The sequence below is a fragment of the Streptomyces deserti genome, assembly GCF_054782695.1.
The window spans coordinates 1-21,986 of record NZ_BAAGRZ010000026.1 but is presented as its reverse complement, the minus strand read 5'-3'; the positions used below and the strand labels follow the sequence as shown (position 1 = coordinate 21,986).

At 70.9% G+C, this 21,986-nt stretch carries 22 protein-coding genes; 12 read left to right on the top strand and 10 right to left on the bottom strand.

Annotated features, from left to right (window positions below):
- Positions 1 to 105: 105 nt before the first annotated feature.
- Positions 106 to 798, bottom strand: coding sequence for a FadR/GntR family transcriptional regulator (locus ACYVMZ_RS30560; RefSeq protein ID WP_461085372.1), 693 nt, complete (start codon positions 796 to 798; stop codon positions 106 to 108).
- Positions 799 to 895: 97 nt separating this feature from the next.
- Between ACYVMZ_RS30560 and ACYVMZ_RS30555 the strand changes: the two genes are divergently transcribed.
- From ACYVMZ_RS30555 to ACYVMZ_RS30540, 4 genes are all read left to right on the top strand, one after another.
- Positions 896 to 2,320, top strand: a complete 1,425-nt coding sequence (locus ACYVMZ_RS30555) for a CynX/NimT family MFS transporter (RefSeq protein ID WP_461085370.1) — start codon at positions 896 to 898, stop codon at positions 2,318 to 2,320.
- Positions 2,321 to 2,339: 19 nt separating this feature from the next.
- Positions 2,340 to 2,456 carry an SGM_5486 family transporter-associated protein gene (locus ACYVMZ_RS30550; RefSeq protein WP_461085368.1) on the top strand — a complete coding sequence of 39 codons (117 nt, stop codon included), beginning with the start codon at positions 2,340 to 2,342 and terminating at the stop codon, positions 2,454 to 2,456.
- A 189-nt stretch (positions 2,457 to 2,645) separates the two neighbouring features.
- On the top strand, positions 2,646 to 2,852 hold the full coding sequence (locus ACYVMZ_RS30545) for a hypothetical protein (protein WP_461085366.1): 207 nt from the start codon (positions 2,646 to 2,648) through the stop codon (positions 2,850 to 2,852).
- 64 nt (positions 2,853 to 2,916) lie between these two features.
- Positions 2,917 to 3,435 carry a SixA phosphatase family protein gene (locus ACYVMZ_RS30540; RefSeq protein ID WP_461085364.1) on the top strand — a complete coding sequence of 173 codons (519 nt, stop codon included), beginning with the start codon at positions 2,917 to 2,919 and terminating at the stop codon, positions 3,433 to 3,435.
- A 124-nt stretch (positions 3,436 to 3,559) separates the two neighbouring features.
- On the opposite strand, the gene serB is transcribed toward ACYVMZ_RS30540, so the two are convergent.
- Both serB and ACYVMZ_RS30530 read right to left on the bottom strand, forming a co-directional pair.
- Entirely contained in the window at positions 3,560 to 4,768 is a 1,209-nt protein-coding gene (gene serB / locus ACYVMZ_RS30535) for a phosphoserine phosphatase SerB (protein ID WP_461085362.1), read from the bottom strand.
- A gap of 130 nt (positions 4,769 to 4,898) precedes the next feature.
- The gene (locus tag ACYVMZ_RS30530; RefSeq protein ID WP_461085360.1) at positions 4,899 to 6,923 is read right to left on the bottom strand and encodes a streptophobe family protein; all 2,025 of its coding nucleotides are present in this window, start codon (positions 6,921 to 6,923) and stop codon (positions 4,899 to 4,901) included.
- Positions 6,924 to 7,163: 240 nt separating this feature from the next.
- Here ACYVMZ_RS30530 and ACYVMZ_RS30525 point away from each other — a divergent pair, with 240 nt between their 5' ends.
- Positions 7,164 to 9,659: an ABC transporter ATP-binding protein/permease gene (locus tag ACYVMZ_RS30525; RefSeq protein WP_461085358.1), complete on the top strand. Its 2,496-nt coding sequence runs from the start codon at positions 7,164 to 7,166 to the stop codon at positions 9,657 to 9,659.
- Positions 9,660 to 9,791: 132 nt separating this feature from the next.
- On the opposite strand, the gene ACYVMZ_RS30520 is transcribed toward ACYVMZ_RS30525, so the two are convergent.
- The 3 genes from ACYVMZ_RS30520 to ACYVMZ_RS30510 form a co-directional block, all read right to left on the bottom strand.
- A complete protein-coding gene (locus ACYVMZ_RS30520; RefSeq protein ID WP_461085356.1) occupies positions 9,792 to 10,556 on the bottom strand; it encodes a transglycosylase SLT domain-containing protein in 765 nt (254 codons plus the stop codon).
- Between the two features lie 299 nt (positions 10,557 to 10,855).
- A complete protein-coding gene (locus ACYVMZ_RS30515; RefSeq protein WP_461085354.1) occupies positions 10,856 to 11,938 on the bottom strand; it encodes an S-adenosylmethionine:tRNA ribosyltransferase-isomerase in 1,083 nt (360 codons plus the stop codon).
- Positions 11,935 to 12,633 (bottom strand): SDR family NAD(P)-dependent oxidoreductase, encoded by a 699-nt coding sequence (locus ACYVMZ_RS30510; protein WP_461085352.1) that lies wholly within the window; start codon positions 12,631 to 12,633, stop codon positions 11,935 to 11,937. The genes ACYVMZ_RS30515 and ACYVMZ_RS30510 overlap by 4 nt, the downstream gene beginning before the upstream one ends.
- A gap of 246 nt (positions 12,634 to 12,879) precedes the next feature.
- Here ACYVMZ_RS30510 and ACYVMZ_RS30505 point away from each other — a divergent pair, with 246 nt between their 5' ends.
- The 3 genes from ACYVMZ_RS30505 to ACYVMZ_RS30495 all read left to right on the top strand — a co-directional run bounded on the left by ACYVMZ_RS30505 (position 12,880) and on the right by ACYVMZ_RS30495 (position 15,094).
- Positions 12,880 to 14,058 carry a GAF domain-containing sensor histidine kinase gene (locus tag ACYVMZ_RS30505; protein ID WP_461085350.1) on the top strand — a complete coding sequence of 393 codons (1,179 nt, stop codon included), beginning with the start codon at positions 12,880 to 12,882 and terminating at the stop codon, positions 14,056 to 14,058.
- The gene (locus ACYVMZ_RS30500; RefSeq protein ID WP_461085348.1) at positions 14,051 to 14,692 is read left to right on the top strand and encodes a response regulator; all 642 of its coding nucleotides are present in this window, start codon (positions 14,051 to 14,053) and stop codon (positions 14,690 to 14,692) included. The genes ACYVMZ_RS30505 and ACYVMZ_RS30500 overlap by 8 nt, the downstream gene beginning before the upstream one ends.
- Positions 14,693 to 14,848: 156 nt before the next feature.
- Positions 14,849 to 15,094, top strand: coding sequence for a chaplin (locus tag ACYVMZ_RS30495; protein WP_461085347.1), 246 nt, complete (start codon positions 14,849 to 14,851; stop codon positions 15,092 to 15,094).
- Between the two features lie 194 nt (positions 15,095 to 15,288).
- Here the strand turns inward: ACYVMZ_RS30495 and ACYVMZ_RS30490 are convergent, their stop codons facing one another.
- Complete coding sequence (locus ACYVMZ_RS30490) at positions 15,289 to 16,077, bottom strand: hypothetical protein (protein ID WP_461085345.1); 789 nt, start codon at positions 16,075 to 16,077, stop codon at positions 15,289 to 15,291.
- Positions 16,078 to 16,228: 151 nt separating this feature from the next.
- Between ACYVMZ_RS30490 and ACYVMZ_RS30485 the strand changes: the two genes are divergently transcribed.
- From ACYVMZ_RS30485 to ACYVMZ_RS30475, 3 genes are all read left to right on the top strand, one after another.
- A complete protein-coding gene (locus ACYVMZ_RS30485; protein ID WP_461085343.1) occupies positions 16,229 to 17,026 on the top strand; it encodes an ABC transporter ATP-binding protein in 798 nt (265 codons plus the stop codon).
- Positions 17,027 to 17,121: 95 nt separating this feature from the next.
- On the top strand, positions 17,122 to 17,553 hold the full coding sequence (locus ACYVMZ_RS30480; protein WP_461085341.1) for an NfeD family protein: 432 nt from the start codon (positions 17,122 to 17,124) through the stop codon (positions 17,551 to 17,553).
- 132 nt (positions 17,554 to 17,685) lie between these two features.
- Complete coding sequence (locus tag ACYVMZ_RS30475; protein WP_461085339.1) at positions 17,686 to 18,642, top strand: SPFH domain-containing protein; 957 nt, start codon at positions 17,686 to 17,688, stop codon at positions 18,640 to 18,642.
- Positions 18,643 to 18,750: 108 nt separating this feature from the next.
- Here the strand turns inward: ACYVMZ_RS30475 and ACYVMZ_RS30470 are convergent, their stop codons facing one another.
- From ACYVMZ_RS30470 to ACYVMZ_RS30460, 3 genes are all read right to left on the bottom strand, one after another.
- A complete protein-coding gene (locus ACYVMZ_RS30470) occupies positions 18,751 to 19,257 on the bottom strand; it encodes an HNH endonuclease (protein WP_461085337.1) in 507 nt (168 codons plus the stop codon).
- A 187-nt stretch (positions 19,258 to 19,444) separates the two neighbouring features.
- Positions 19,445 to 19,984 (bottom strand): YbhB/YbcL family Raf kinase inhibitor-like protein, encoded by a 540-nt coding sequence (locus ACYVMZ_RS30465; RefSeq protein WP_461085335.1) that lies wholly within the window; start codon positions 19,982 to 19,984, stop codon positions 19,445 to 19,447.
- 40 nt (positions 19,985 to 20,024) lie between these two features.
- Complete coding sequence (locus ACYVMZ_RS30460) at positions 20,025 to 20,807, bottom strand: sporulation protein (RefSeq protein WP_461085333.1); 783 nt, start codon at positions 20,805 to 20,807, stop codon at positions 20,025 to 20,027.
- 149 nt (positions 20,808 to 20,956) lie between these two features.
- Here ACYVMZ_RS30460 and ACYVMZ_RS30455 point away from each other — a divergent pair, with 149 nt between their 5' ends.
- Complete coding sequence (locus ACYVMZ_RS30455; RefSeq protein WP_461085331.1) at positions 20,957 to 21,607, top strand: DNA-3-methyladenine glycosylase; 651 nt, start codon at positions 20,957 to 20,959, stop codon at positions 21,605 to 21,607.
- Positions 21,608 to 21,986 lie beyond the last annotated feature (379 nt).

The window sequence follows — 21,986 nt, the reverse complement described above, 5'->3', positions numbered from 1 at the left end:
CGTCGGCCGGCCGCGGCAGCCGTCAGGCGTCGGTCGGCGGAGGGAACGGTCACGTGTTGGCCGGCGGAGGGAACGGTCAGGTGTTGGCCGAGGCGGAGGGAACGGTCACCCCTCGGCCGGCGGACTGAACCGCCCAGGACGGCACAGGAACGGATAGCTCGCGGCCTCCGCCGCTGCCGCCGCCGCGTCGCCCGCGCGGATCGCGTCGACCAGCCGCGCGTGATCCATGTGCGTCTCCGGCTTCAGCTCCTCGCCGACGTCCGCGCGCAGCCAGTCCCGCAGCACCTCGCCCAGATCCGCGTACATCGCGATCATCGCGTCGTTGTGGGACGCGGCCACGACCGCCAGATGGAAGGTCGCGTCCGCCGTCACGAACGCCTCCGCATCCCCCGACTCCCACGCCTCCTCGCGGCGCAGCAGCAGCGTGTCGAGCTGCTTGAGGTCCCTCTCCGTGCGCCGCTGAGCGGCCAGCCCGGCGGCGCCCGACTCCAGCGTGGACCGCAGCTCGGCGATGTGCCGGGGATCGGCGTCGGAGAACCGGCGGTGCATCACGCCCGCCAGTTCGCTGGTGGCCACGACGTACGTGCCGGAGCCCTGGCGGATGTCCAGCAGGCCGTTGTGCGCGAGCGCGCGGACGGCCTCACGGACCGTGTTGCGGGCGACGCCCAACTGCTCGACCAGCTCGGGCTCCGTCGGGATCCGGGATCCGACCGGCCACTCGCCCGAGGTGATCTGGGCGCGCAGCGCGGCGATGACCTGCTCGGACAGCGCCGAACGACGGGGATGGCTCAGGGGCATGGCACACCTTCGCACAGGCGTGGCGCCGATCGGCAGCCCGGGTGGGTGCGGCCGGGGCCCGCCGGAATTCGACCACCAATCATCCCATGATTCTATGATGGGCCGCATGGCTAGCGAGGAAACCCGGACGCTGAAGTCCACGACCGTACGCACCTCGGCCGCGCACGACGCCCGGGAAGCCGGCGGGCCCACCACGCGCGCGTGGACGACACGCCTGCTCGTCCTCGCCATCGTGCTGTCCGCCCTGAACCTCCGCCCCGCCATCACCAGCCTCGGCGCGCTCCTGGAGGAGGTCCGCGACGGGCTCGGCATGAGCGGCAGTGTGGCCGGACTGCTCACCTCGGTACCCCCGCTGTGCTTCGCCGTCTTCGGTGTCACCGCCCCACGCCTCGCCCGCCGCTTCGGCCCGGGCGCGGTGGTGTGCGCCGGCATGGCCGCCATCGCCGCGGGCCTGCTCATACGCCCGTACACGGGGGGCACGGCGGGCTTCCTGGCCACCAGCGCCCTCGCCCTCATGGGCATCGCGGTCAGCAACGTCCTGATGCCGGTCATCGTCAAACGCTGGTTCCCCGATCGGGTGGGATCCATGACCGGCCTCTACTCCATGGCCCTCGCCCTGGGCACCTCGGCCGCCGCCGCGGTGACCGTGCCCCTGACCGACGCGCTGGGCGGGAACTGGCGGTCGGGCCTGGCGGTGTGGGCGGCGCTCGCCGCCGCGGCCGTCCTGCCGTGGATTCCGTTCGTACGGGAACGGGGAGCGGGCTCGGCCGAGCGGTCCACCGTGACGCCCGCGCGTGAGGAGGCGCCCGTCGGGACTCCCGCGCCCGAGGAGGCGCCCGCGCTGCGGATCGCGCGGAGCCGGACCGCCTGGGCCCTGGCCGTCTTCTTCGGGCTCCAGGCCACCGCCGCCTACATCACGATGGGCTGGATGGCCCAGATCTTCCGGGACGCGGGCGTGCCCGCGAGCACGGCCGGACTGCTCCTGGCCGTCACCATGGTGATGGGCGTGCCGCTGGCCTTCGTCATCCCGCGCCTGGCCACCCGGCTGCCCCAACAGGGCCCGATCGTGCTCGCACTGGGCGCCTGCGGCCTCGCCGGATACGCCGGCCTGTACCTCGCCCCGGCCGGCGGCGCCTGGGCCTGGGCCCTGCTGCTCGGCGTCTCCAACTGCGCCTTCCCGCTGGCCCTCACCATGGTCGGGATGCGGGCCAGGACGAGCGCGGGCGTCTCCCAGCTGTCGGCCTTCGCGCAGAGCACCGGCTACCTGCTCTCCATCCCGGGGCCGCTCCTGGTGGGCGTGCTCTACCAGCACAGCGGCGGCTGGGGACTGCCGATCGCGCTGATGGTCGCCCTGATGATTCCGCAGATGCTGGTGGGCGTCCTGGCCGGGCGCGACCGTACGGTGGAGGACGAGGCGGCCGCTGACCGCCACGGGCCACGGGACCGGGCGCCGGCCTCACCCCGGGGGAGCGAGTCACCTCCGGGGGGAACGAGTCACCCCCGGGGCAACGGGCGTGCGTGACGGGTGCGAGACTTGCCGCATGCCAGTGCTCGACCCGAACCCCCAGAACGGCCAGAAGAAGATGCTGCTCGTCTTCGGCGCGTTCTTCGCGATCTTCATCGTCATCGGCGTCATCGCGACCCTCGTCTCACCGTGACCGGGCCCTCGCCCCGCCCGTGGTGGGGTTAACCCCCCATCCCCTAGGGGGTGAGGCTCAGGGTCATGTGGGTGGATCTCCGGATGGGTTGAGGGGCGTGGATTCCGTAGCTTCGAGATGTGGCCGCGAGCGGCGCGTCGCGGAGCACGAGACGGACCACGGACCCCCCGAAGACCCGCGGAGGCACCCATGTCGGCCCCTACGCACACTCGGACCCACCCGGCGACCCGGGGCGGCGTCGACATGCGGCTGCCCTGGTGGGCCCTCGCCCTGCCCACGCTCGCCTTCGTCACGCTGCTCGTCCTGATCCTGAACCCGTCCGACGCCCACGCGGCCAGCGGCGACCCCGCGATCACCCACCTCTTCGAGCGTCTGCAGCAGGTGACAGCCCGCTGAGTCCTGCGGGGCCGGACGTCAACTCCCTGCGCCTCATGGCCTGTTTCATGCGAAGCTGGGTCCCATGAGCGTCGCAGAACCCCGCAAGATCGTCCTCTTCCGGCATGCGAAAGCCGACTGGCCACAGGTGTCCGACCATGAGCGTCCGCTCGCCGAGCGGGGCCGACAGGACGCCGCGGCAGCCGGACTGAAGCTGGCCGACACCGGCATCCCCTTCGACCTGGCCCTGTGCTCCACCGCCACCCGCACCCGGGAGACCTGGAAGCTCGCCGTCCAGGAGTTCCCCCAGCGGCCGAAAACCGTCTACGAGGAGCGGATCTACGAGGCCTCGCCCGGCGAGCTGATCGCCGTGCTCAACGAGACCCCCGACGACGCGCAGAACGTCCTCCTGATCGGCCACAACCCGGGCGTGCAGGGACTGGCCGACATCCTGGCCGGCTCCGCCGAGGGAGATGCCCGTGAGCGGATGAGCCGCCGCGGGTTCCCGGCCGCCGCCTTCGCCGTCCTGTCGTTCACCGGCTCCTGGAAGACCCTGGAGCCCGGCGTGGCGACGCTGCTCGACTACTGGGCGCCGACCGAGTGACCTGCCCGGTGCGCTCGGGGTGCCGGGTGTACTCGCTGTGCTCCGTGTGACATGGGCCCGGCATCCCGGAGGTGCCGGACCCCGCGCGGCCGTGCGCGAAGACGTCGTCAGACGTGGGGGCGGCTCACTGGCCGTCGAGCGTGTCCGCGGCCTCGACCTCTTCCCGCGTGATGCCCAGCAGGTAGAGGACCGTGTCGAGGAAGGGGAAGTTCACCGCGGTGTGCGCCGCCTGGCGCACCACCGGCTTGGCGTTGAAGGCGACACCGAGACCGGCCGCGTTGAGCATGTCGAGATCGTTGGCGCCGTCGCCGATCGCCACGGTCTGCGACAGCGGTACGCCCGCCTCCGCGGCGAACCGGCGCAGCAGCCGCGCCTTGCCCGCCCGGTCCACGATCTCGCCGGTGACCCTGCCGGTCAGCTTCCCGTCGACGATCTCCAGGGTGTTGGCCTGGGCGAAGTCCAGTCCCAGCCGCTCCTTCAGATCGTCCGTGACCTGGGTGAACCCGCCGGAGACGACACCCACCTGGTAGCCGAGCCGCTTCAGCGTACGGATCAGGGTCCGGGCGCCCGGCGTCAGCCGTACCTCGCTGCGCACCTTGTCCACGACCGAGGCGTCCAGCCCCTCCAGCAGCGCCACGCGCGCGTGCAGCGACTGCTCGAAGTCCAGCTCCCCGCGCATCGCGGCCGCCGTCACCTCGGCGACCTCGTCCTCGCAGCCGGCGTGCGCGGCGAAGAGCTCGATCACCTCGTCCTGGATGAGCGTCGAGTCCACGTCCATGACGACCAGGCGCTGCGCCCGCCGGTGCAGGCCCGCCGCGACGACCGCCACATCGATGCCGAGCTTCGCCGCGTCGGTCACCAGGGCGGTGCGCAGCGGCTCGGTGGCCACACCGGACACCGCGAACTCGACGGCCGTGACCGGATACTTCGCGAGCCGGAAGATACGGTCGATGTTGCCGCCGGCCTTGGTGATCCGGCCGGCGATCGCCGCCGTCGCCTCGGCGGTGAGCGGGTGGCCGAGCACGGTGACCAGGGAGCGGCCGAGTCCGCGCGGACGGTTGTCGCCGATGCCGGAGATGATCTCCGCCTGCATCTTCATCGACTCCGCCCAGCTGTGGACGGTCGCCCGCAGATCCCCCTCCAGCCCTTGGGGCGGCTCGGTCACGAGCGCGCACAGCACCATTCGGCCACGGGTGACGACCTGCTCGATGTCGACGACGTCGACGGAGTAGGCGGCGAGGGTGTCGAAGAGGCCGGCCGTGATGCCCGGCCTGTCCTTGCCGAAGATCTTGACAAGGAGAGTGGGGACGTCGGAGGTCTGCGAAGCGCTCATGGTGCTTCCACCGTATCCGGCACGCAGTGCCTTCCGCCGCTGAGGTCCGTCTGGCGGACAGCGAACACTGGGTGTCGCGTCGGTGGCCTGAATCTTACGTTCCGGTCATGCTCCCGTCAGCCTGCCCGGATCACCGCCCTCCCTTCGGCCGGTGCGGGGGAGGAGGCGGTGGCGGGGGAGGAGGCGGCCCGTCGTCCGGCCGGCCCGGCGGCCGCTTCCCGGCCCGGGGCCCGGGAGGCTGCCGAGGCCTGGGCGGGGGCGGCCCGATCGGCCGGACCACGGTCGGCGCACCGTAGACGTCCACGTCGTCACCAGGAGCCGACGCCTGATCCGACACCTCGGCCGACGCTCGCGCCTCGTCGGGCTGCGGGGGCTCGCCGGGTCGCCGGACTCGCCCGGCGGGCCGCCCGGCACCAGCGGGTGGGGGAGTTGTGCCGTGTCCGGGTGAGCCGCCAGCGGCCTGCGCCTCGCCGGGCGGCGGAGTATCCCCGTACCTCGGCGAACCGCCACGTTCCCGCCTCTCACCCCCACGCCGGGCGTCCTCCGTTCCCGGCAGCTCATCCGGCACCCGCAGGTACGGATTGGTGGCCGGGTTCGGCGGCCGGTACGGCGTACCGGGCGCGTACGGCCCGGACGGCGCCCCGTTCTCCGTAGGCCCGGCACCCTCTGCGCCTCGCACCCCCGCGTCACCCCGTGCCAGCGGGGCAGCCCCTCGCCCCGCCGCTCCACTCGCCCACGCGAGCAGCCCCCCGGCGGCCCCCGCCCCAGCGCCCCACACGGCGCCCAGCAGGAGAGCCATACCGAGATTCCCGTGCAACTCGATGCCGGCGCCGAACGCGTCGAAACCGAGCATCGACAGTGAGGCGTCCACGGACACCTCCGTCAGCCAGGCCAGCAGCGGCAGGGCCGACGCGGTCGCGACCCCCAGCCGCAGCGCGCACCGCCCGGCGAAACCGAAGGCCCCCGTCTCATCCGAGCCCCAAGAACCCGGAGCCCGAGAACCCGAGCCCCAAGAACCCGAACCCACAAACCCTTCACCGGCCACCCGCCCGAGCCCCACAGGCGTCCGCGCCGCCAGCAACACCCCCGCCAGCAGCATCATCAGCGCGGCCGCCACCCCCAGCAGCCACACCCGCCCGTCCAACTCGGCCAGTCGCCCCAGCGTGACGGGCTGGTCGGAGTCCACCCGCAGCAGATCGTCCAGCGGATCCGGCAACAGCCGGGCCGACTCACCCGTCGCCCGCCCGTCCCACGGCACGAACAGCCCGACCGGCACCCCCAGCCACACCCCGTTGGGAGCGCCGAGCAGGGCCGCGCCCGCGATCCGCTGCGGACGGTCGTCGCCGATCGCCGCGTACGCCGCCGCCGCGAGCCCGGCCGCGACCGCCACCAGCAGGACGGTCACCACCGCGGACACCGCGGGCCGGACGACCCGGTGCACGGCGTCCCAGCCGCGCGGCAGGGGCGTACGGCGCGAGGCCAGCAGGGCGATGAGCAGGATCCCGGCCGACCAGCCGAGCCCCCCGAGCAGCGTGGGCGCGGTGTCGACCGTGAAGCCGACCGCCGCCTGCGCGTCGACGAGGTCGCCGATCTGGTCCGGCAGCAGCCCTCCGATGTCCCCGAGCCCGGGGATCTCCACGCCACCCCCACCGCCCCCGCCGGGCAGGTCGTCGAGCCCCAGGGAACTCCCGTCGATGGTGATGACGTCGTGCCCCGCCCAGGCCAGCCCGCCCAGCATCGCCACGAACAGTGCGACCACCGCGCCCGCGCGCGCGAGGAGTTCGGCCGATGAGATCACAACTCCCGCCGCGCGCAAGGACCGTAGGAAGAAGAACGACAACAGCAGCGCCCCCACCAGGCTCACACCCAGTGGCGTGATCTCGATGGCCGTGTGCGCCTCCGCACCCGTCAGTCCGAACGCGGACACATCGCCGGACGGCGTGACCGAACCACCCGCCCCAAGGGCCACCACCGCCGCGGTCATCGGCCCCAACGAGCCCGCCGCGTCCGCCTGAAGCAGATGCAGCCCCAGTGCCGCCGTGCCCGCCATCCCGATCAACGCCCAGCTCACGGCGGCGATCGCGCACAGCAGCACGTCCCCCCAGGGCACGCGCGTGCGGCCCGCCGCGCTCTCGACGCTCGTGGACGCGCTCATGGCAGACCCCCCGATCCGCGGCGCGGCGCGGCCGCCGCGCTTGTCCCCCTCGCGTGGATTACCACTCTCCGGCCCGGTTTCAACCCCGTCAACGGAAACGGCTGATGCGCCCGTGTGCGCTCTTCACAAGGCCCGACTTTCGGTCAGGGTGCCGAGCCTGAAATAGTTCCCCCCGATGTTCGACATCCCTAGACTCCCCATGCCGGGGGTAATTCGGGGGACAACTCAGTGGGGCATGGAGTGCCGGAACTCGTACTGGAATCAAACGGACGGACCTGGACGCTCGATCCGTCCAGGTCCTACACGCTCGGACGCGATCCGCAAGGAGACGTCGTGTTCGACGACGCCAGGGTCTCCTGGCGGCACGCCACGGTCAGCTTCAACGGCCGTAGTTGGGTCATCGAGGACCACGGCAGCACCAACGGCACGTTCGTGCAGGGGCAGCGGATCCATCAGCTGGAGATCGGCCCGGGCACGGCGGTGCACCTGGGCAACGCCACCGACGGGCCGCGCCTGAACCTCTCCGGAGCGGCAGCGGCGGTCGCCCAGCCCCAGCAGCAGCCGTACGCCGCCCAGGGTGCGAACCCCGGCTGGCCCCAGCAGGCACCCGCCCAGCAGCCGCAGGCCGGTTGGCAGCAGCCGCAGCAGGCCGCGCCGCACATTCCGCAGCAGCAGGGCGCCGGTGGTGTCGCGGGGGCGCCGCCGGTCTACGGCGACCGCAGCCCGACCACGTTCCACCAGTTCTCGCTGGGCCGCGTGATGCGCATCGGCCGTGCCCTGGAGAACGACCTGGTCGTCTCCGACCTGCAGGTCTCCCGGCACCACGCCGAGTTCCACGTCACGCCCGACGGCCGCTTCGAGATCCGCGACCTCGGCTCCCACAACGGCACGTACGTCAACGGCCAGCCGATCGCCAAGGGCGGCTCGGCGGTCCTCGGCCCGACCGACATCGTGGGCGTCGGCCACTCGACGTTCCGGATCGTCGGCGACCGGCTGGAGGAGTTCGTCGACACCGGTGAGGTGTCCTTCTCCGCCCGTCACCTGACCGTCACGGTCGACGGCGGCAAGCAGATCCTCAAGGACGTCTCCTTCGGCGTCCCGGAGAAGTCGCTCATCGCGGTCATCGGCCCGTCCGGCTCCGGCAAGTCGACCCTGCTCAAGGCGCTCACCGGCTACCGCCCCGCCAACCAGGGCGAAGTCCTCTACGACAACCGGAACCTGTACAAGCAGTTCGCCGAGCTGCGCCAGCGCATCGGTCTGGTCCCGCAGGACGACATCCTGCACAAGGAGCTGACCGTCAAGAAGGCCCTGAAGTACGCGGCCAAACTCCGCTTCCCGGCCGACACCACGGCCGCCGAGCGCGAGGCCCGCATCGACGAGGTGCTGCGCGAGCTGAAGCTCGACATCCACAAGGACAAGAAGGTCACCTCCCTGTCCGGCGGCCAGCGCAAGCGCGTCTCGGTCGCCCTGGAGCTGCTCACCAAGCCGTCGCTGATCTTCCTCGACGAGCCGACCTCCGGCCTCGACCCGGGCATGGACCGCGACGTCATGCAGTTGCTGCGCGGCCTCGCCGACGACGGCCGTACGGTCCTGGTCGTCACCCACTCCGTGGCCGAGCTGGCGCTGTGCGACAAGCTGCTCGTGATGGCGCCGGGCGGTGCGGTCGCCTACTTCGGCCCGCCGGAGGAGGCGCTGAACTTCTTCGGCTACGACAGCTGGGCCGACGTCTTCTCCGCCTTCGAGAACTACCGCGACTACGACTGGGCGGGCCGCTGGAAGGGCTCGCAGCACTACCAGATGTACGCCGCGGACATCGACGCCGTAGCGCCGCAGTCCGTACAGATGCAGCCGATGCAGGCGATGAAGCCGCCGAAGCCGCAGGGCTGGATGTCGCAGTTCGTCACCCTCGTACGGCGCTACGTCTCGGTCATCGCCTCGGACCGGGGCTTCCTCGCCCTGATGGTGATCCTGCCGGCCGTGCTCGGCGCGGTGAGCCTGCTCATCGACGCGGACAAGGGCCTGCTGCCCAACCCGCCGAACCCGCAGACCGGCCGGATCATCCCGAACGGCACGGCCACCACGGTCCTGCTGATCCTCGCGGTCGGCGCCTGCTTCGCGGGCGCGGCGAACTCCGTCCGTGAGCTGATCAAGGAACGGGTCATCTACGAGCGGGAGCGCGCGACCGGCCTGTCGCGCTCCGCGTACCTGATGTCCAAGGTGTTCGTGCTCGGTGTGATCACCGTGCTGCAGGGCCTGATGGTCGGCGTCATCGGCTTCGCCAGCCGGGAGATCCCCGAGGAGGGCCTGTTCCTCGGCGGCGCCACGCTCATCGAGCTGTCCCTGCCGATCATGGCGCTGGGCTTCACCTCGATGATGTTCGGCCTGATCATCTCGTCGCTGGTGAAGACCGCCGAGAAGACCATGCCGCTGCTGGTCATGTTCGCGATCATCCAGGTCGTCTTCACCGGCTGCCTGTTCACGCTGCACGGCTCGATCGGCGTCAACCAGTTCTCGTTCCTGATGCCGTCGCGCTGGGCGGTGGCCGCCGCGGGCGCCACGCTGGACTTCAACAAGATCAGCCCGCCCGAGAGCGCCGGCGACACGGACCCGCTGTGGGACCACACCCTCGGCACCTGGCTCATGGACATGGGCGCGCTGATCGCCCTCGGCGTGCTCTGCGGCTTCTTCGTGGCCCGCTTCCTGCGCCGCCACGAGCCCGAGGTCATGCGGAAGTAGGTGTCCCGGCACCGACGCCCGAAGGGCGGCACCCCGTCAGTCGGGTGCCGCCCTTCGCTTTCAGCGGGCAGAGGTCCGCGCCTGCCTCATTGCGCGCCGAAGACCTCAGTACGCCGGCCTCAGTACGCGGCCTCAGTACGCGCCGAAGACGTTGTCCATGGAGCCGTACTTGTCGGCCGCGTAGTTGCAGGCGGCGGTGATGTTGGCCACCGGGTCGTAGATGTTCCAGGACGTGCCCGGGACGTGGTACGCCTTGAAGGTCGGCGGGATGACCTGCAGCAGGCCCTTCGACGGCACGCCGTTGATGGCGTTGATGTCCCAGTTGTTGATGGCGTTCGGGTTGCCCGAGGACTCGCGCATGATGTTGCGCTTGATGCCGTCGTAGGAGCCCGGGATGCCGTGCTTCTTCATGATGTCGAGCGACTCACGGATCCAGCCGTCGAGGTTGTCCGGGTACGTCTTCGCGGCGGCCTGCTTGACCTCGGTGCGCTTGGCGGAGCGGCTCGCGGCCTCCTTGGCCTTGCGCTCCTGCTCGGCCTTCTTCTTCGCGGCTTCGGCGGCGGCCTTTTTCTTGGCGGCTTCGGCGGCGGCCTTCTTCTTGGCGGCGGCCTCGGCCTCGGCCTTCTGCTTCGCGATCTGCTGGGCCTTCTGGCTGGCCTCGGCGAGCTGCTCGCTGATGCCGGCCTCGACGCCCTTGATCTGCTCGGAGTTGATCTTCTCGGAGCTGAACGCCACCGCAGCCGCAGGAGCGGCCTCGGTCGTGGTCGTCGACGCGTTGCTGGGCACCGCCGAGAGGCCCAGGGCGGCGGCACCGAGGGTGGCGACACCGGCCATGGCGATCTTGTGGTGGCGGGTCAGGGCACGACTGCGGACACGACTGAGAATGTTCTTGGGCATGGGAGATGGACCTCTTCGAGTAGCGCGGAGGTCGCTCTTCGTCCGGGCGGGGACATGGGTGCTTCCGGCACAAACGCCGCGGGCGGAACCCACGGCGCTGAGCGACGGGAGCAATTCTTAGCTGGCGCAAAATCGCCTGGCAAAGGTGTGACGTACGAAGCTGGGTAGTGGATCAGGGAAGGGCAAAACGGGGCAGACTGGACTGTCTGTCCCGCTCAATCCGGGCGTATCCATCTCCTATGGACATTCGTACGTGACCTGCGTCCTATGCGCGGGCTCACATCCGAGGTGTACCGGTCTCACCAGCAGTTGCTGGCGCAATGCTCTGTGTAAGGGACTTCCGCGGGCAGGACGAGATGCACGTCCCCGAACTCGTGCCACAGGTAGCGCCCGCGCAGCGCCTCCTCGTAGCCGCGGTCGATCGCCGCCCGTCCCGCGATCGCCTCCAGCATCAGCAGATGCGAGGCCTCAGGCTCGTGCAGCCCGGTCAGCAGCCCGTCCACCACCCGTACTCCGCGCTCCGGGGTGACCACGAGACCGGTCCACCCCGCACGCGCGCGTACGACCCCGTCGGCGCCGGCCGCCGACTCCACGGCCCGCACGGCCGTCGTCCCGACCGCGATCACCCGCCCGTCTCCCGCCCGGGCGGCGTTGATCAGCCTCGCCGAGGTCTCCGGCACCGCGAACCGCTCCGGATACGGCGGCTCGTGCGCCTGAACCGAGGCCACCCCGGTGTGCAGCGTGACCGGCGCGAACTGCACACCCCGTCTCACCAGCTCCGCCACCATCCGGGCCGTGAAGGGCCGCCCCGCACTCGGCATCTCCGCACTGCCCGACCCGTCGGGCGACGGCAGCGCGAACACCGTCTGGTACACGGACAGCGGCTGGTCCCGCTCCGTGTAGGAGTACCGGATGGGCCGCCCGTGCTCGCGCAGCAGCCCGAGGACGTCCCCCGCCACCCGCGCCCACCACAGCCGCTCACCGCGCGCACTGAGCGGCTCCTCCAGGACCAGCCGTACGCCCCCGGGCAGGCCCACCTCCGTACCCGCGGGCCCTCCCGCACGCGCACGCGTGGTGCCCCGCCCGTCCGGATCCCGCAGCTCGACCGCCCAGCGGCCGTCATCCCCGCGCGTGGAGAAATGCACCACCACGCGCGCGTGCCCGATCCGCCCGTCGACGGCGGCGGCCAGCGTGGGCGAGGTGTTGACCACCAGCAGATCCCCGGCCCGCAGCAGCCGCGGCAGCTCCACGAACGTGTGATGCGCCACCTCGGTACCGCGCGACACCAGCATCCGTACGGCGTCCCGCTCCAGCCCGGGCCCGCGCTGCTCGACCGGCACCCGCGCCGACAGCTCCTCCGGCACGCGCACCGCCAGGCTCATCGCCGCCCCTCCAGCAGGGCAGGAGCCCCGTAGCGGCCGCTCGCCGGGCGCTCCTCCAGCAGCCGCAGGAAGGCCGGCACCACACCGGCCGGATCCGGCCGCGGATCGTCGTCGTCCGGTACGGCCGCCGCGTACAGGTCCGTGGCCATGTCCCCGGGGTCGACCGCCCACACCCGCAGCCCGGGCTCCTCCACCCCGAGCACCGCCACGAGCTGGTCCAGGGCCGCCTTGGACGCCCCGTAGCCGCCCCACGTCTCGTACGCCTCGGCGGCCGCGTCCGAACTGACCTCGATCACCGTGCCCGCCTCGGCCGCCCGCAACAGCGGCAGCGCCTCCTGCACCAGCCCCAGCGCCGCCACCAGGTTCACCTCCAGCGCCCGCCGCAGCCCCTCCAGGGGCAGCTCCTCCAGCCGTACGAGAGGCTCGGCGCCCAGCGCGCTCGCGTTGTGCACCAGCAGATCGACGCCGCCGAGCCGCCACGCCGCCGCCACCAGCTCCGACCGGTGCCGGGCGTCGGTGACGTCCCCGGGCAGGGCCGTCACGCGTGTGCCGTGCGCCTTGAGCTGCGACGCCGTCTCCTGGAGGGCGTCCGCCCCTCTGGCGTCGAGCACCAGGTCCCAGCCGCGCGCGGCCAGCGCCCCGGCGAGTGCCCGCCCCAGCCCCTTCGAGGCCCCCGTGATGATCGCAACCGGCATGACATCCGTCCCCTCGTCGCCACCTGATCGGCTGCCCTCAACGTAGGAACGGGGCCGCCCGGGCCGCCTCGGACGCGGGACGCAAGCAGCCGGGTCCCTTCGACCTACGCCGCCGACCCGGCGACCTCGGTCCTACGCCACGCGCCGGGTCGTCCGCCTGGGACCTGGGACCTAGGCCCAGCGGACCGGGCGGCCGCCGCCACTGGCCCGATCCGCGTTGTCACAGGTCGCCGGTACCGTGAGGACATGAGTCACGGTCCTCGGTCCGGCCTCGCCGCGGTGAGCTCCGCGTTGCTGGCCATGAGCAGGCACCTCGAGGTGCGCGACGTCCTCAAGACGATCGTCGCCTCGGCCCGCGAGCTGCTCGACGCGCAGTACGCCGCGCTCGGCGTCCCGGACGACCACGGCGGCTTCGCCCAGTTCGTGGTCGACGGCGTCAGCGACGAGCAGTGGAAGGCCATCGGCCCCCTGCCGCGCCAGCACGGCATCCTCGCCGCGATGCTGCACGAGGCCAGGGTCGAGCGCCTGGCCGACGTCCGCAGGGACCCCCGCTTCGAGGGCTGGCCGTCCGCCCACCCCGACCTGGTCGACTTCCTCGGCCTGCCGATCCGCGACGGCGACGAGGTCCTCGGCGCCCTTTTCCTCGCCAACAAGCTGCGCTCTGTGGAGGGACACCCCCCACACCCCCCGGGCCCCGAACCAGAGGGAAGGTGCGGCTTCACCGAGGAGGACGAGGAACTGCTCGGCATCCTCGCCCAGCACGCCGCGATCGCCCTCACCAACGCCCGCCTCTACGAACGCAGCCGCGAACTGACCATCGCCGAGGAACGCTCCCGCCTCGCCCACGAACTGCACGACGCCGTCAGCCAGAAGCTGTTCTCCCTCCGCCTGACGGCCCAGGCCGCCGCGCGCCTGGTGGACCGCGACCCCTCCCGCGCCAAGGGCGAACTCCAGCAGGTGGCCGCCCTGGCCGCCGAGGCCGCCGACGAACTGCGCGCCGCCGTCGTCGAGTTGCGCCCCGCGGCCCTCGACGAGGACGGCCTGGTCGCCACCCTCCGCACCCAGATCCAAGTCCTCGACCGCGCCCACACCGCGCGCGTGACCTTCGCCGGCCGGGGCGTACGCGCCCTGCCCGCCGCCCAGGAGGAGGCCGTGCTGCGCGTCGCCCAGGAGGCCCTGCACAACGCCCTGCGGCACTCCGGAGCCGAGCACGTCGACGTGACCCTGGACCGCCGCGGCTCCGGAGCCGTCCTGCGCGTCACCGACGACGGCAGCGGCTTCGACCCCCGGGCGGTCCGCCGCGCGGGACGCCACCTGGGCCTGGTCTCCATGCGGGACCGGGCGAGCGGGGTCGGCGGCACGCTCACGGTGGAATCGGCGCCCGGCAAGGGCACCACGATCGAGATGGAGGTCCCCGGTGGCTGACGCAATCAAGGTGCTGCTCGTCGACGACCACCAGGTGGTGCGCCGGGGCCTGCGCACGTTCCTCGAAGTACAGGACGACATAGAGGTCGTCGGCGAGGCGGCCGACGGCGCCGAAGGGGTCGCCCGCGCCGAGGAGCTGAAGCCCGACGTCATCCTCATGGACGTCAAGATGCCGGGCATGGACGGTGTCGAGGCGCTGCGCAGACTCCGCGAACTCGACAACCCCGCGCGCGTACTCGTCGTCACCAGCTTCACCGAACAGCGCACGGTGGTCCCGGCCCTGCGCGCCGGCGCCGCCGGATACGTCTACAAGGACGTCGACCCCGACGCACTCGCCGGCGCCATCCGCTCCGTCCACGCCGGCCACATCCTGCTCCAGCCCGAGGTCGCCGGCGCCCTGCTGTCCCAGGAGGAGGCCAACTCCGGCCAGGGCAGGGCCGGTTCACTCACCGAGCGCGAACGCGAGGTCCTCGGCCTGATAGCGGACGGCCGCTCCAACCGCGAGATCGCCCGCGCACTGGTCCTCTCCGAGAAGACGGTCAAGACCCACGTCTCGAACATCCTGATGAAGCTCGACCTGGCGGACCGCACCCAGGCCGCCCTGTGGGCCGTACGCCACGGCCTGACCAGCTGATTGGTCATCCATACGGCAATACGGAGTGTCCCGCTCCGGACCGAGATTCATACCGTCGTGGGAATGTCCCCCACTTGGCGCATCCTTCCGTGATCTCCGCCGTTCTCCAGTGCGTGCTGCGGCGCCTGCCGCGGCAATCGCAAGGAGGGCTCAGAAGTGAAGAACCTGAAGAAGGCAGCGGCCGTGACGATGGTGGCCGGTGGCCTGCTGGCCGCCGGTGCCGGAATGGCCTCCGCCACCAGCGGCGCGCACGCCGACGGCCAGGCCGTGGGCTCCCCGGGCGTCGGCTCCGGCAACGTCGTCCAGGCCCCGGTGGACGTCCCGGTCAACGTGTCCGGCAACAGCGTGAACGTCATCGGTGTGCTGAACCCCGCCTTCGGCAACCACGCCGTCAACCACTGACGCCCGCCTCCGTCTCCGAGCCGGAGGTGACCACCGGCCTCCCGGGCAACCCGGGGGGCCGGTCAGGCATGAGGGTCGGCTGTCCGTAAGCCGCGGGCATACGTGCCGCCAAGGGCGGTACGGGTGGGCGGCACCCGCAGCTGCCGGGTTGCGCGACCCACCCCGCCCGACACCGAGCACCCGACAGCGAACTGTCAGCGCATCCCCCGCTCCCGCTCCTCCACAACGGAGTTGTACGCCGCGACCTGCGCCCGCCGAGCCGTCCGCTCCACCGGCCGCAACGCCTCCCGCCGCGCCACCATCTCGGACGCACTCACCGCACCCCCGTGCCCGTTCTCCGCAGCCAGCGAGATCAGCACACCCACCCGCTGCGCAAGCTCCAGCACCCGCACCGCCCGCGGCGGGTACCCAGGGGCCAACACCTCCCGCCCCCGCTCGGCCCGCGCCCGATACGCGTCGATCGCCGCCTCCGCCACGGGCCCCGACGCGGCCACATCCAGCCGCGTGAGCACCTCGGTCGCCTCCCGCAGGGCCTCCGCGAGCTCCCGCTCGGCCTCCCCGAGCGACGGCACATCGGCGGGCGGCGCCTCCCGCACCGGCAGACAGTGCCAGACGACCTCCACATGCACATCGCCCTCGGGGCCGGCCTCGTACACCTCCGGCACCAGCCCGAACGCGGCGCCATAACAGAGGACAGCCTCCTGAGCGTCCAGCGCCCGCGCGTTGAACTCCGGCGGTCCGCTCAACCCCAGCGGATGCCCCGGCGCCGGCAGCGCCACCCGCAGCCCGGTCACCCCGAGCGTCCGCAGCCGCCCCAGCGCCAGCGTGAGACCGACCGGCCCCACCTCCCCGGGCAGCCCCTCCACCCGGTGCACCGCGTCCTCGTCGACGATCGCGAGCACGGCGTCATCAGGTGAGACAAGTCCGGCCAAAAGGGCATTTCCCCAAGCAGTAAGGCGCCCTGAGCGTGGTTCCGTGAGCATGCCCCCACCCTAAGGACCAGACCGATGGATTGGATGAGCCGACCGGTGGCGTAGATTTCGTTGAGGGCTGCGCCCACCGGCGCGGCGGACCGAGCCACAGGCGTACGCGACAGCCGAGACCGGCCACACTGCAAGGGGAGACAACGCGCTCATGAGCGATGTTCTGGAACTTCAGGACGTATCCGTCATCCGTGAGGGCCGAGCGCTGGTGGACCAGGTCTCCTGGTCGGTCAAGGAGGGCGAACGCTGGGTCATCCTCGGCCCCAACGGCGCCGGCAAGACCACCCTTCTGAACCTCGCGTCCACCTACCTCTTCCCCAGCAAGGGCACCGCGTCCATCCTCGGCGAGACCCTCGGCAGGCCCGGCAGCGACGTCTTCGAGCTGCGCCCGCGCATCGGCATGGCCGGCATCGCCATGGCCGACAAGCTGCCCAAGCGCCAGACCGTCCTGCAGACCGTCCTGACCGCCGCGTACGGCATGACCGCCACCTGGCACGAGGACTACGAGGAGATCGACGAACTGCGCGCCCGCGCCTTCCTCGACCGCCTCGGTATGAGCGAATACCTGGACCGCAAGTTCGGCACCCTCTCCGAGGGTGAGCGCAAGCGCACCCTCATCGCCCGCGCCCTGATGGCCGACCCCGAGCTGCTGCTCCTCGACGAGCCCGCCGCCGGCCTCGACCTCGGTGGCCGCGAGGACCTGGTCCGGCGCCTCGGCCGCCTCGCCCGCGACCCCATCGCCCCCTCCATGATCATGGTCACGCACCACGTCGAGGAGATCCCCCCGGGCTTCACCCACGTCCTGATGATCCGCCAGGGCAAGGTCCTCGCCGCCGGCCCGCTGGAGCTCGAACTCACCTCCCGCAACCTGTCCCTCTGCTTCGGCCTCCCGCTCGTCGTCGAACAGATGGGCGACCGCTGGACCGCACAGGGCCTCCCGCTGTCCTGACCGGTCCTCCACATCGCAAAACCCTGACTGAGAACGCCCTTTCAAAATGATCGGCGCCCTGTCGGCGACAGGGCCCGCGGTCCTACCATGACCCCGTGGACATCGACGCGTGGGTGTGGTGGCTGATCGGTGCGGCAGCGCTCGGCATCGGGCTCGTGATCACCGCGATGCCCGAACTGGGCATGCTCGCGGTGGGCGCCGTCGCGGCCGCCGTGGTCTCCGGAATGTTCGGCGGTGGCGCCGTCGCCCAGGTCGTGACCTTCGTCGTCGTCTCGACCGCGCTCATCGCCGTCGTACGCCCCATCGCGAACAGACATCGCGCCCAGCGCCCCCAACTCGCCACCGGCGTAGAGGCATTGAAGGGAAAGCAGGCCGTCGTACTGGAACGCGTCGACGGCTCCGGCGGCCGCATCAAGCTCGCCGGAGAGATCTGGTCGGCACGCGCCCTCGACACCGACCGCGCCTACGAAGTCGGCCAGCAGGTGGACGTCGTGGACATCGAGGGAGCCACAGCGATCGTCATGTGACCTCGTACGACGCAACTGGACGGAACAACCCACGGGTTACACGACGGTCTGTCAGACTCGACCAGCAAGATCTTCAACAGACATAAGATCTTCCGAAGGCGCCGAGGCGGAGAAGGGTACGGAGAGCCGACGATGGAACCGGTCATCATCGTCTTGATCATCCTGGTGGTGTTGGTCTTCATCGCCCTGATCAAGACGATCCAAGTCATCCCACAGGCCAGCGCCGCGATCGTCGAGCGCTTCGGCCGCTACACGCGGACGCTGAACGCGGGCCTGAACATCGTCGTCCCGTTCATCGACACCATCCGCAACCGCATCGACCTGCGCGAACAGGTCGTCCCGTTCCCGCCGCAGCCGGTGATCACCCAGGACAACCTGGTCGTCAACATCGACACGGTCATCTACTACCAGGTCACCGACGCCCGCGCGGCCACCTACGAGGTCGCCAGCTACATCCAGGCCATCGAGCAGCTCACCGTCACCACGCTCCGCAACATCATCGGCGGCATGGACCTGGAGCGCACCCTGACCTCCCGCGAGGAGATCAACGCGGCCCTGCGCGGCGTCCTCGACGAGGCCACCGGCAAGTGGGGCATCCGCGTCAACCGCGTCGAACTCAAGGCGATCGAGCCGCCCACCTCCATCCAGGACTCGATGGAGAAGCAGATGCGCGCCGACCGCGACAAGCGCGCCGCGATCCTCCAGGCCGAGGGTGTCCGGCAGTCCGAGATCCTGCGTGCCGAGGGTGAGAAGCAGTCCCAGATCCTGCGCGCCGAGGGTGAGGCCAAGGCCGCCGCCCTGCGCGCCGAGGGCGAGGCCCAGGCCATCCGTACGGTCTTCGAGTCCATCCACGCCGGCGACCCCGACCAGAAGCTCCTCAGCTACCAGTACCTCCAGATGCTCCCGAAGATCGCCGAGGGCGACGCCAACAAGCTCTGGATCGTCCCCAGCGAGATCGGCGACGCCCTCAAGGGCCTGTCCGGCGCCATCGGCAACTTCGGCCCCATGGGCGGCGGTTCCGGCGGCCACTCCGGCAACGGCGGGGGCACGGGCACCACGGAACGCCGCGAGAAGCCGTCGATCGACTGACCAGCCCTGAAAACGCACGTTCCCCGCACCCACTCTCAGGGGCGCGGGGAACTGCGCGACCAGCCACAAACAACCCGCAGCCGCAAGACAGCCAGAACCCGGCAGACGCTAAGCGGCGTCCCGGGCCAGCCAATCCGGCAGCGCCTCAAGATCCTCCGACGCCAGCGCGAGCAACATCGCATCGGCCGGCGTAGGCTCGAACGGCTGCCGCAACAACGTCATCCCCGCCTCCTCCGGCGTCCGGTTCGCCTTGCGGTGATTGTCCTCCGCGCACGCGGCGACGGTATTCAGCCACGTGTCCCCGCCACCCTTCGACCGCGGCACCACATGGTCCACGGTCGTCGCCCGCCTGCCGCAGTACGCGCACCGGTGCCGGTCCCTGACCAGCACACCCCGCCTCGACCACGGCGCTTGTCTTCGGAACGGCACCCGTACGTACCTGCAGAGCCTGATCACACGGGGCGCCGGTATGTCGACCGCGGCTCCACGCAACCGCAGTTCGGGATGGGCCTGCTCGACGACGGCCTTGTCCTGCAGCACCAGAACGACGGCTCGGTTCAGCGTCACCGTCGACAGCGGCTCGAAGCTCGCGTTGAGTACCAGCGTGTCCCGCATACCAGCCCACCTCCCGTGTGCCCTGGCCCACCCCTCGGCGGGCTGGGATCAACTCTGGCCGGGCACGCCGAGATGGACAACGCAATATCTGCTGCTCCCACGGGGGGTGACCCCCGCGCCCCCGGCAACAAAAATGCCCGCCTCTGATCACTTCCAAGACCAGAGGCGGGCAAACGTTCAATGAACGTCACGCTTCGGCGGGTACCTCGTACTCACCGATCAGCTGGGCACGCGCGATCGTGTGGAACCGCAGGTTGAAACCCACGAACGCGGGCGTCGCGTCCGCGTCCGGACCGAGCTTCTCCTGGTCCACGGCGTACACCGTGAACACATACCGGTGCGGCCCGTCCCCGGGCGGCGGCGCGGCACCGCCGAAGTCCTTGGTGCCGTAGTCGTTGCGCACCTGGACCGCGCCCTCCGGCAGCCCCTCGAACTCGCCGCTGCCCGCACCCGCCGGCAGCTCGGTCACCGAGGCCGGGATGTCGAACACCACCCAGTGCCAGAACCCGCTGCCCGTCGGGGCGTCCGGGTCGTAGCAGGTCACGGCGAAGCTCTTGGTCTCCGGCGGGAAGCCCTCCCACCGCAGCTGCGGCGAGGTGTTGCCCTTCGCGTAGACCTGAGCGTCCTTGAGCGTCGCGCCCTCCTGGACGTCCTCGCTCGTCACCGTGAACGACGGCACGGGCGGGTGGAAGTCGTGGGGGAGCGGCCGCCGCTTGAGCTCGGTCACCTCGGTACCTCCTGATCGATTCCTTCGGTAGGACCCGAGCCTAGAACCAGTTGCGCTTGCTGCCGACTTCGGCCAGCCACTGGTTGAGATACGCCGCCCAGTCGGTCCCCTGATAGTCGTTCAGCCCGACCTGGAACGACCGGAAGGTGTCACTGCCCTCGCCGAACAGTCCCGGCTTCTTGTCCATCTCCAGCACGACGTCCATGGCGTGCTCGTCGGCCACGAAGCTCAGCTCCACCTGGTTCAGCCCACGGTACTGCTGCGGCGGGAAGAACTCGATCTCCTGGTAGAACGGCAGCTTCTGCCGCGTACCGCGGATGAGGCCGCGCTCCATGTCCGCGTTCTTGAACCGGAAGCCCAGCTGGAGGAACGCGTCCAGGATCGCCTTCTGCGCCGGTAGCGGGTGCACGTTCACCGGGTCCAGATCGGTGGAGTCCACGGCCCGCGCGATCGCCAGCTCCGTCGTCACCCCGATGTCCATCCCGCGCAGCGGCTGCCCGTCGATCATCGTGATCGGCGTCTCCCACGGAATGTCCAGTGTGAACGGCACCGCGTGCACCGCGTTCGGCTGCAACTGGAAGGCACCACCGAGCTGCACCTTGGTGAACTCGATGTCCTGCTTGTGCTCCTCCTCGCCGCTCTCGACCTCCACCCGGGCCTGCAGACCGACCGACAGCCCCTGGATCTCCTGCTCCACGGACCCGCCCTGAATCCGCACCTCGCCCTGGACGACACCACCCGGAACGACGTTGTTCTCCGTCAGCACCGTCTCGACCGAAGCCCCGCCGGCCCCCAGACTCGCGAGCAGCTTCTTGAACGCCATGACTCTCCCTACGTGTGAACCCGTACGACTGAACCCTTGATCCCTACAAACGCGATCCGACCGTGGCCGGTTCCGTGCCCTCACCCTGGCAAGGCGGACGCCCCCGGGCCACCCCGCCGCGCCACCGGTCTCCAGTACCCTCGGACGGCATGATCGCGACCCCCGACCGTACGCCCCTGCCCAGGGAGTTCTTTGACCGGCCCGTCCTCGACGTCGCCCCCGACCTCCTGGGCCGCATCCTCGTACGCACCACCCCGGACGGTCCGATCGCCCTGCGCCTCACAGAGGTCGAGGCCTACGACGGCCCGAACGACCCCGGCTCCCACGCCTACCGCGGCCGTACGGCCCGCAACGGCGTGATGTTCGGCCCGCCCGGACACGTCTACGTCTACTTCACCTACGGCATGTGGTTCTGCATGAACCTGGTGTGCGGACCGGAGGGCAGGGCGAGCGCGGTACTGCTGCGCGCCGGCGAGATCATCGAGGGCGCCGAGCTGGCCCGCACCCGTCGACTCTCGGCCCGCAACGACAAGGAACTGGCCAAAGGTCCCGCCCGTCTGGCGACGGCCCTCGGCGTGGACCGCTCCCTCGACGGCACCGACGCCTGCGCCTCCGGAGACACCCCGCTACGGGTCCTGGCCGGCACGCCCGTCCCCTCTGGCCAGGTACGCAACGGCCCTCGCACCGGAGTGGCCGGCGACGGAGGCGACGGAGACGCCCACCCCTGGCGCTTCTGGATCGCCAACGACCCGACGGTGAGCCCCTATCGGGCCCATGTCCCGAGGCGCCGCCGAAGTTGACGTGCTCTCGGAAGGTGCGTAATGTAGCCCGAGCCGCTGAACCGGGTACTGCGATGGTCAGCAGCCGGAGCGGCCAACCCACTACCTACGAGCACCCCCCAACGGGGTCGATTCCGGCGTGTCCGCATGCCCGAATTCGAATCCGCGGAAGCCCGATTATGAATCGGGCGGGGGAATCGGTTAACGTAGTGAATGTCGAAAGGCCGACGGCGAAAGCCAAGGCCGAAAGGCGAATCCCGCCGACTGGGAATCGGGTCCGAAAGGATCTGATAGAGTCGGAAACACCGAAGGGAAGCGCCCGGAGGAAAGCCGCGAGAGAGTCTCTCGGGTGAGTACGAAGGAAGCGTCCGTTCCTTGAGAACTCAACAGCGTGCCAAAA

Excerpts from the sequence above, each read along its gene's own strand:
- ACYVMZ_RS30560 (WP_461085372.1), bottom strand. The coding sequence starts at position 798 with ATGCCCCTGAGCCATCCCCGTCGTTCGGCGCTGTCCGAGCAGGTCATC.
- ACYVMZ_RS30555 (WP_461085370.1), top strand. The coding sequence starts at position 896 with ATGGGCCGCATGGCTAGCGAGGAAACCCGGACGCTGAAGTCCACGACC.
- ACYVMZ_RS30550 (WP_461085368.1), top strand. The coding sequence starts at position 2,340 with ATGCCAGTGCTCGACCCGAACCCCCAGAACGGCCAGAAGAAGATGCTG.
- ACYVMZ_RS30545 (WP_461085366.1), top strand. The coding sequence starts at position 2,646 with ATGTCGGCCCCTACGCACACTCGGACCCACCCGGCGACCCGGGGCGGC.
- ACYVMZ_RS30540 (WP_461085364.1), top strand. The coding sequence starts at position 2,917 with ATGAGCGTCGCAGAACCCCGCAAGATCGTCCTCTTCCGGCATGCGAAA.
- serB (WP_461085362.1), bottom strand. The coding sequence starts at position 4,768 with ATGAGCGCTTCGCAGACCTCCGACGTCCCCACTCTCCTTGTCAAGATC.
- ACYVMZ_RS30530 (WP_461085360.1), bottom strand. The coding sequence starts at position 6,923 with ATGAGCGCGTCCACGAGCGTCGAGAGCGCGGCGGGCCGCACGCGCGTG.
- ACYVMZ_RS30520 (WP_461085356.1), bottom strand. The coding sequence starts at position 10,556 with ATGCCCAAGAACATTCTCAGTCGTGTCCGCAGTCGTGCCCTGACCCGC.
- ACYVMZ_RS30515 (WP_461085354.1), bottom strand. The coding sequence starts at position 11,938 with ATGAGCCTGGCGGTGCGCGTGCCGGAGGAGCTGTCGGCGCGGGTGCCG.
- ACYVMZ_RS30510 (WP_461085352.1), bottom strand. The coding sequence starts at position 12,633 with ATGCCGGTTGCGATCATCACGGGGGCCTCGAAGGGGCTGGGGCGGGCA.
- ACYVMZ_RS30505 (WP_461085350.1), top strand. The coding sequence starts at position 12,880 with ATGAGTCACGGTCCTCGGTCCGGCCTCGCCGCGGTGAGCTCCGCGTTG.
- ACYVMZ_RS30490 (WP_461085345.1), bottom strand. The coding sequence starts at position 16,077 with ATGCTCACGGAACCACGCTCAGGGCGCCTTACTGCTTGGGGAAATGCC.
- ACYVMZ_RS30485 (WP_461085343.1), top strand. The coding sequence starts at position 16,229 with ATGAGCGATGTTCTGGAACTTCAGGACGTATCCGTCATCCGTGAGGGC.
- ACYVMZ_RS30475 (WP_461085339.1), top strand. The coding sequence starts at position 17,686 with ATGGAACCGGTCATCATCGTCTTGATCATCCTGGTGGTGTTGGTCTTC.
- ACYVMZ_RS30470 (WP_461085337.1), bottom strand. The coding sequence starts at position 19,257 with ATGCGGGACACGCTGGTACTCAACGCGAGCTTCGAGCCGCTGTCGACG.
- ACYVMZ_RS30460 (WP_461085333.1), bottom strand. The coding sequence starts at position 20,807 with ATGGCGTTCAAGAAGCTGCTCGCGAGTCTGGGGGCCGGCGGGGCTTCG.
- ACYVMZ_RS30455 (WP_461085331.1), top strand. The coding sequence starts at position 20,957 with ATGATCGCGACCCCCGACCGTACGCCCCTGCCCAGGGAGTTCTTTGAC.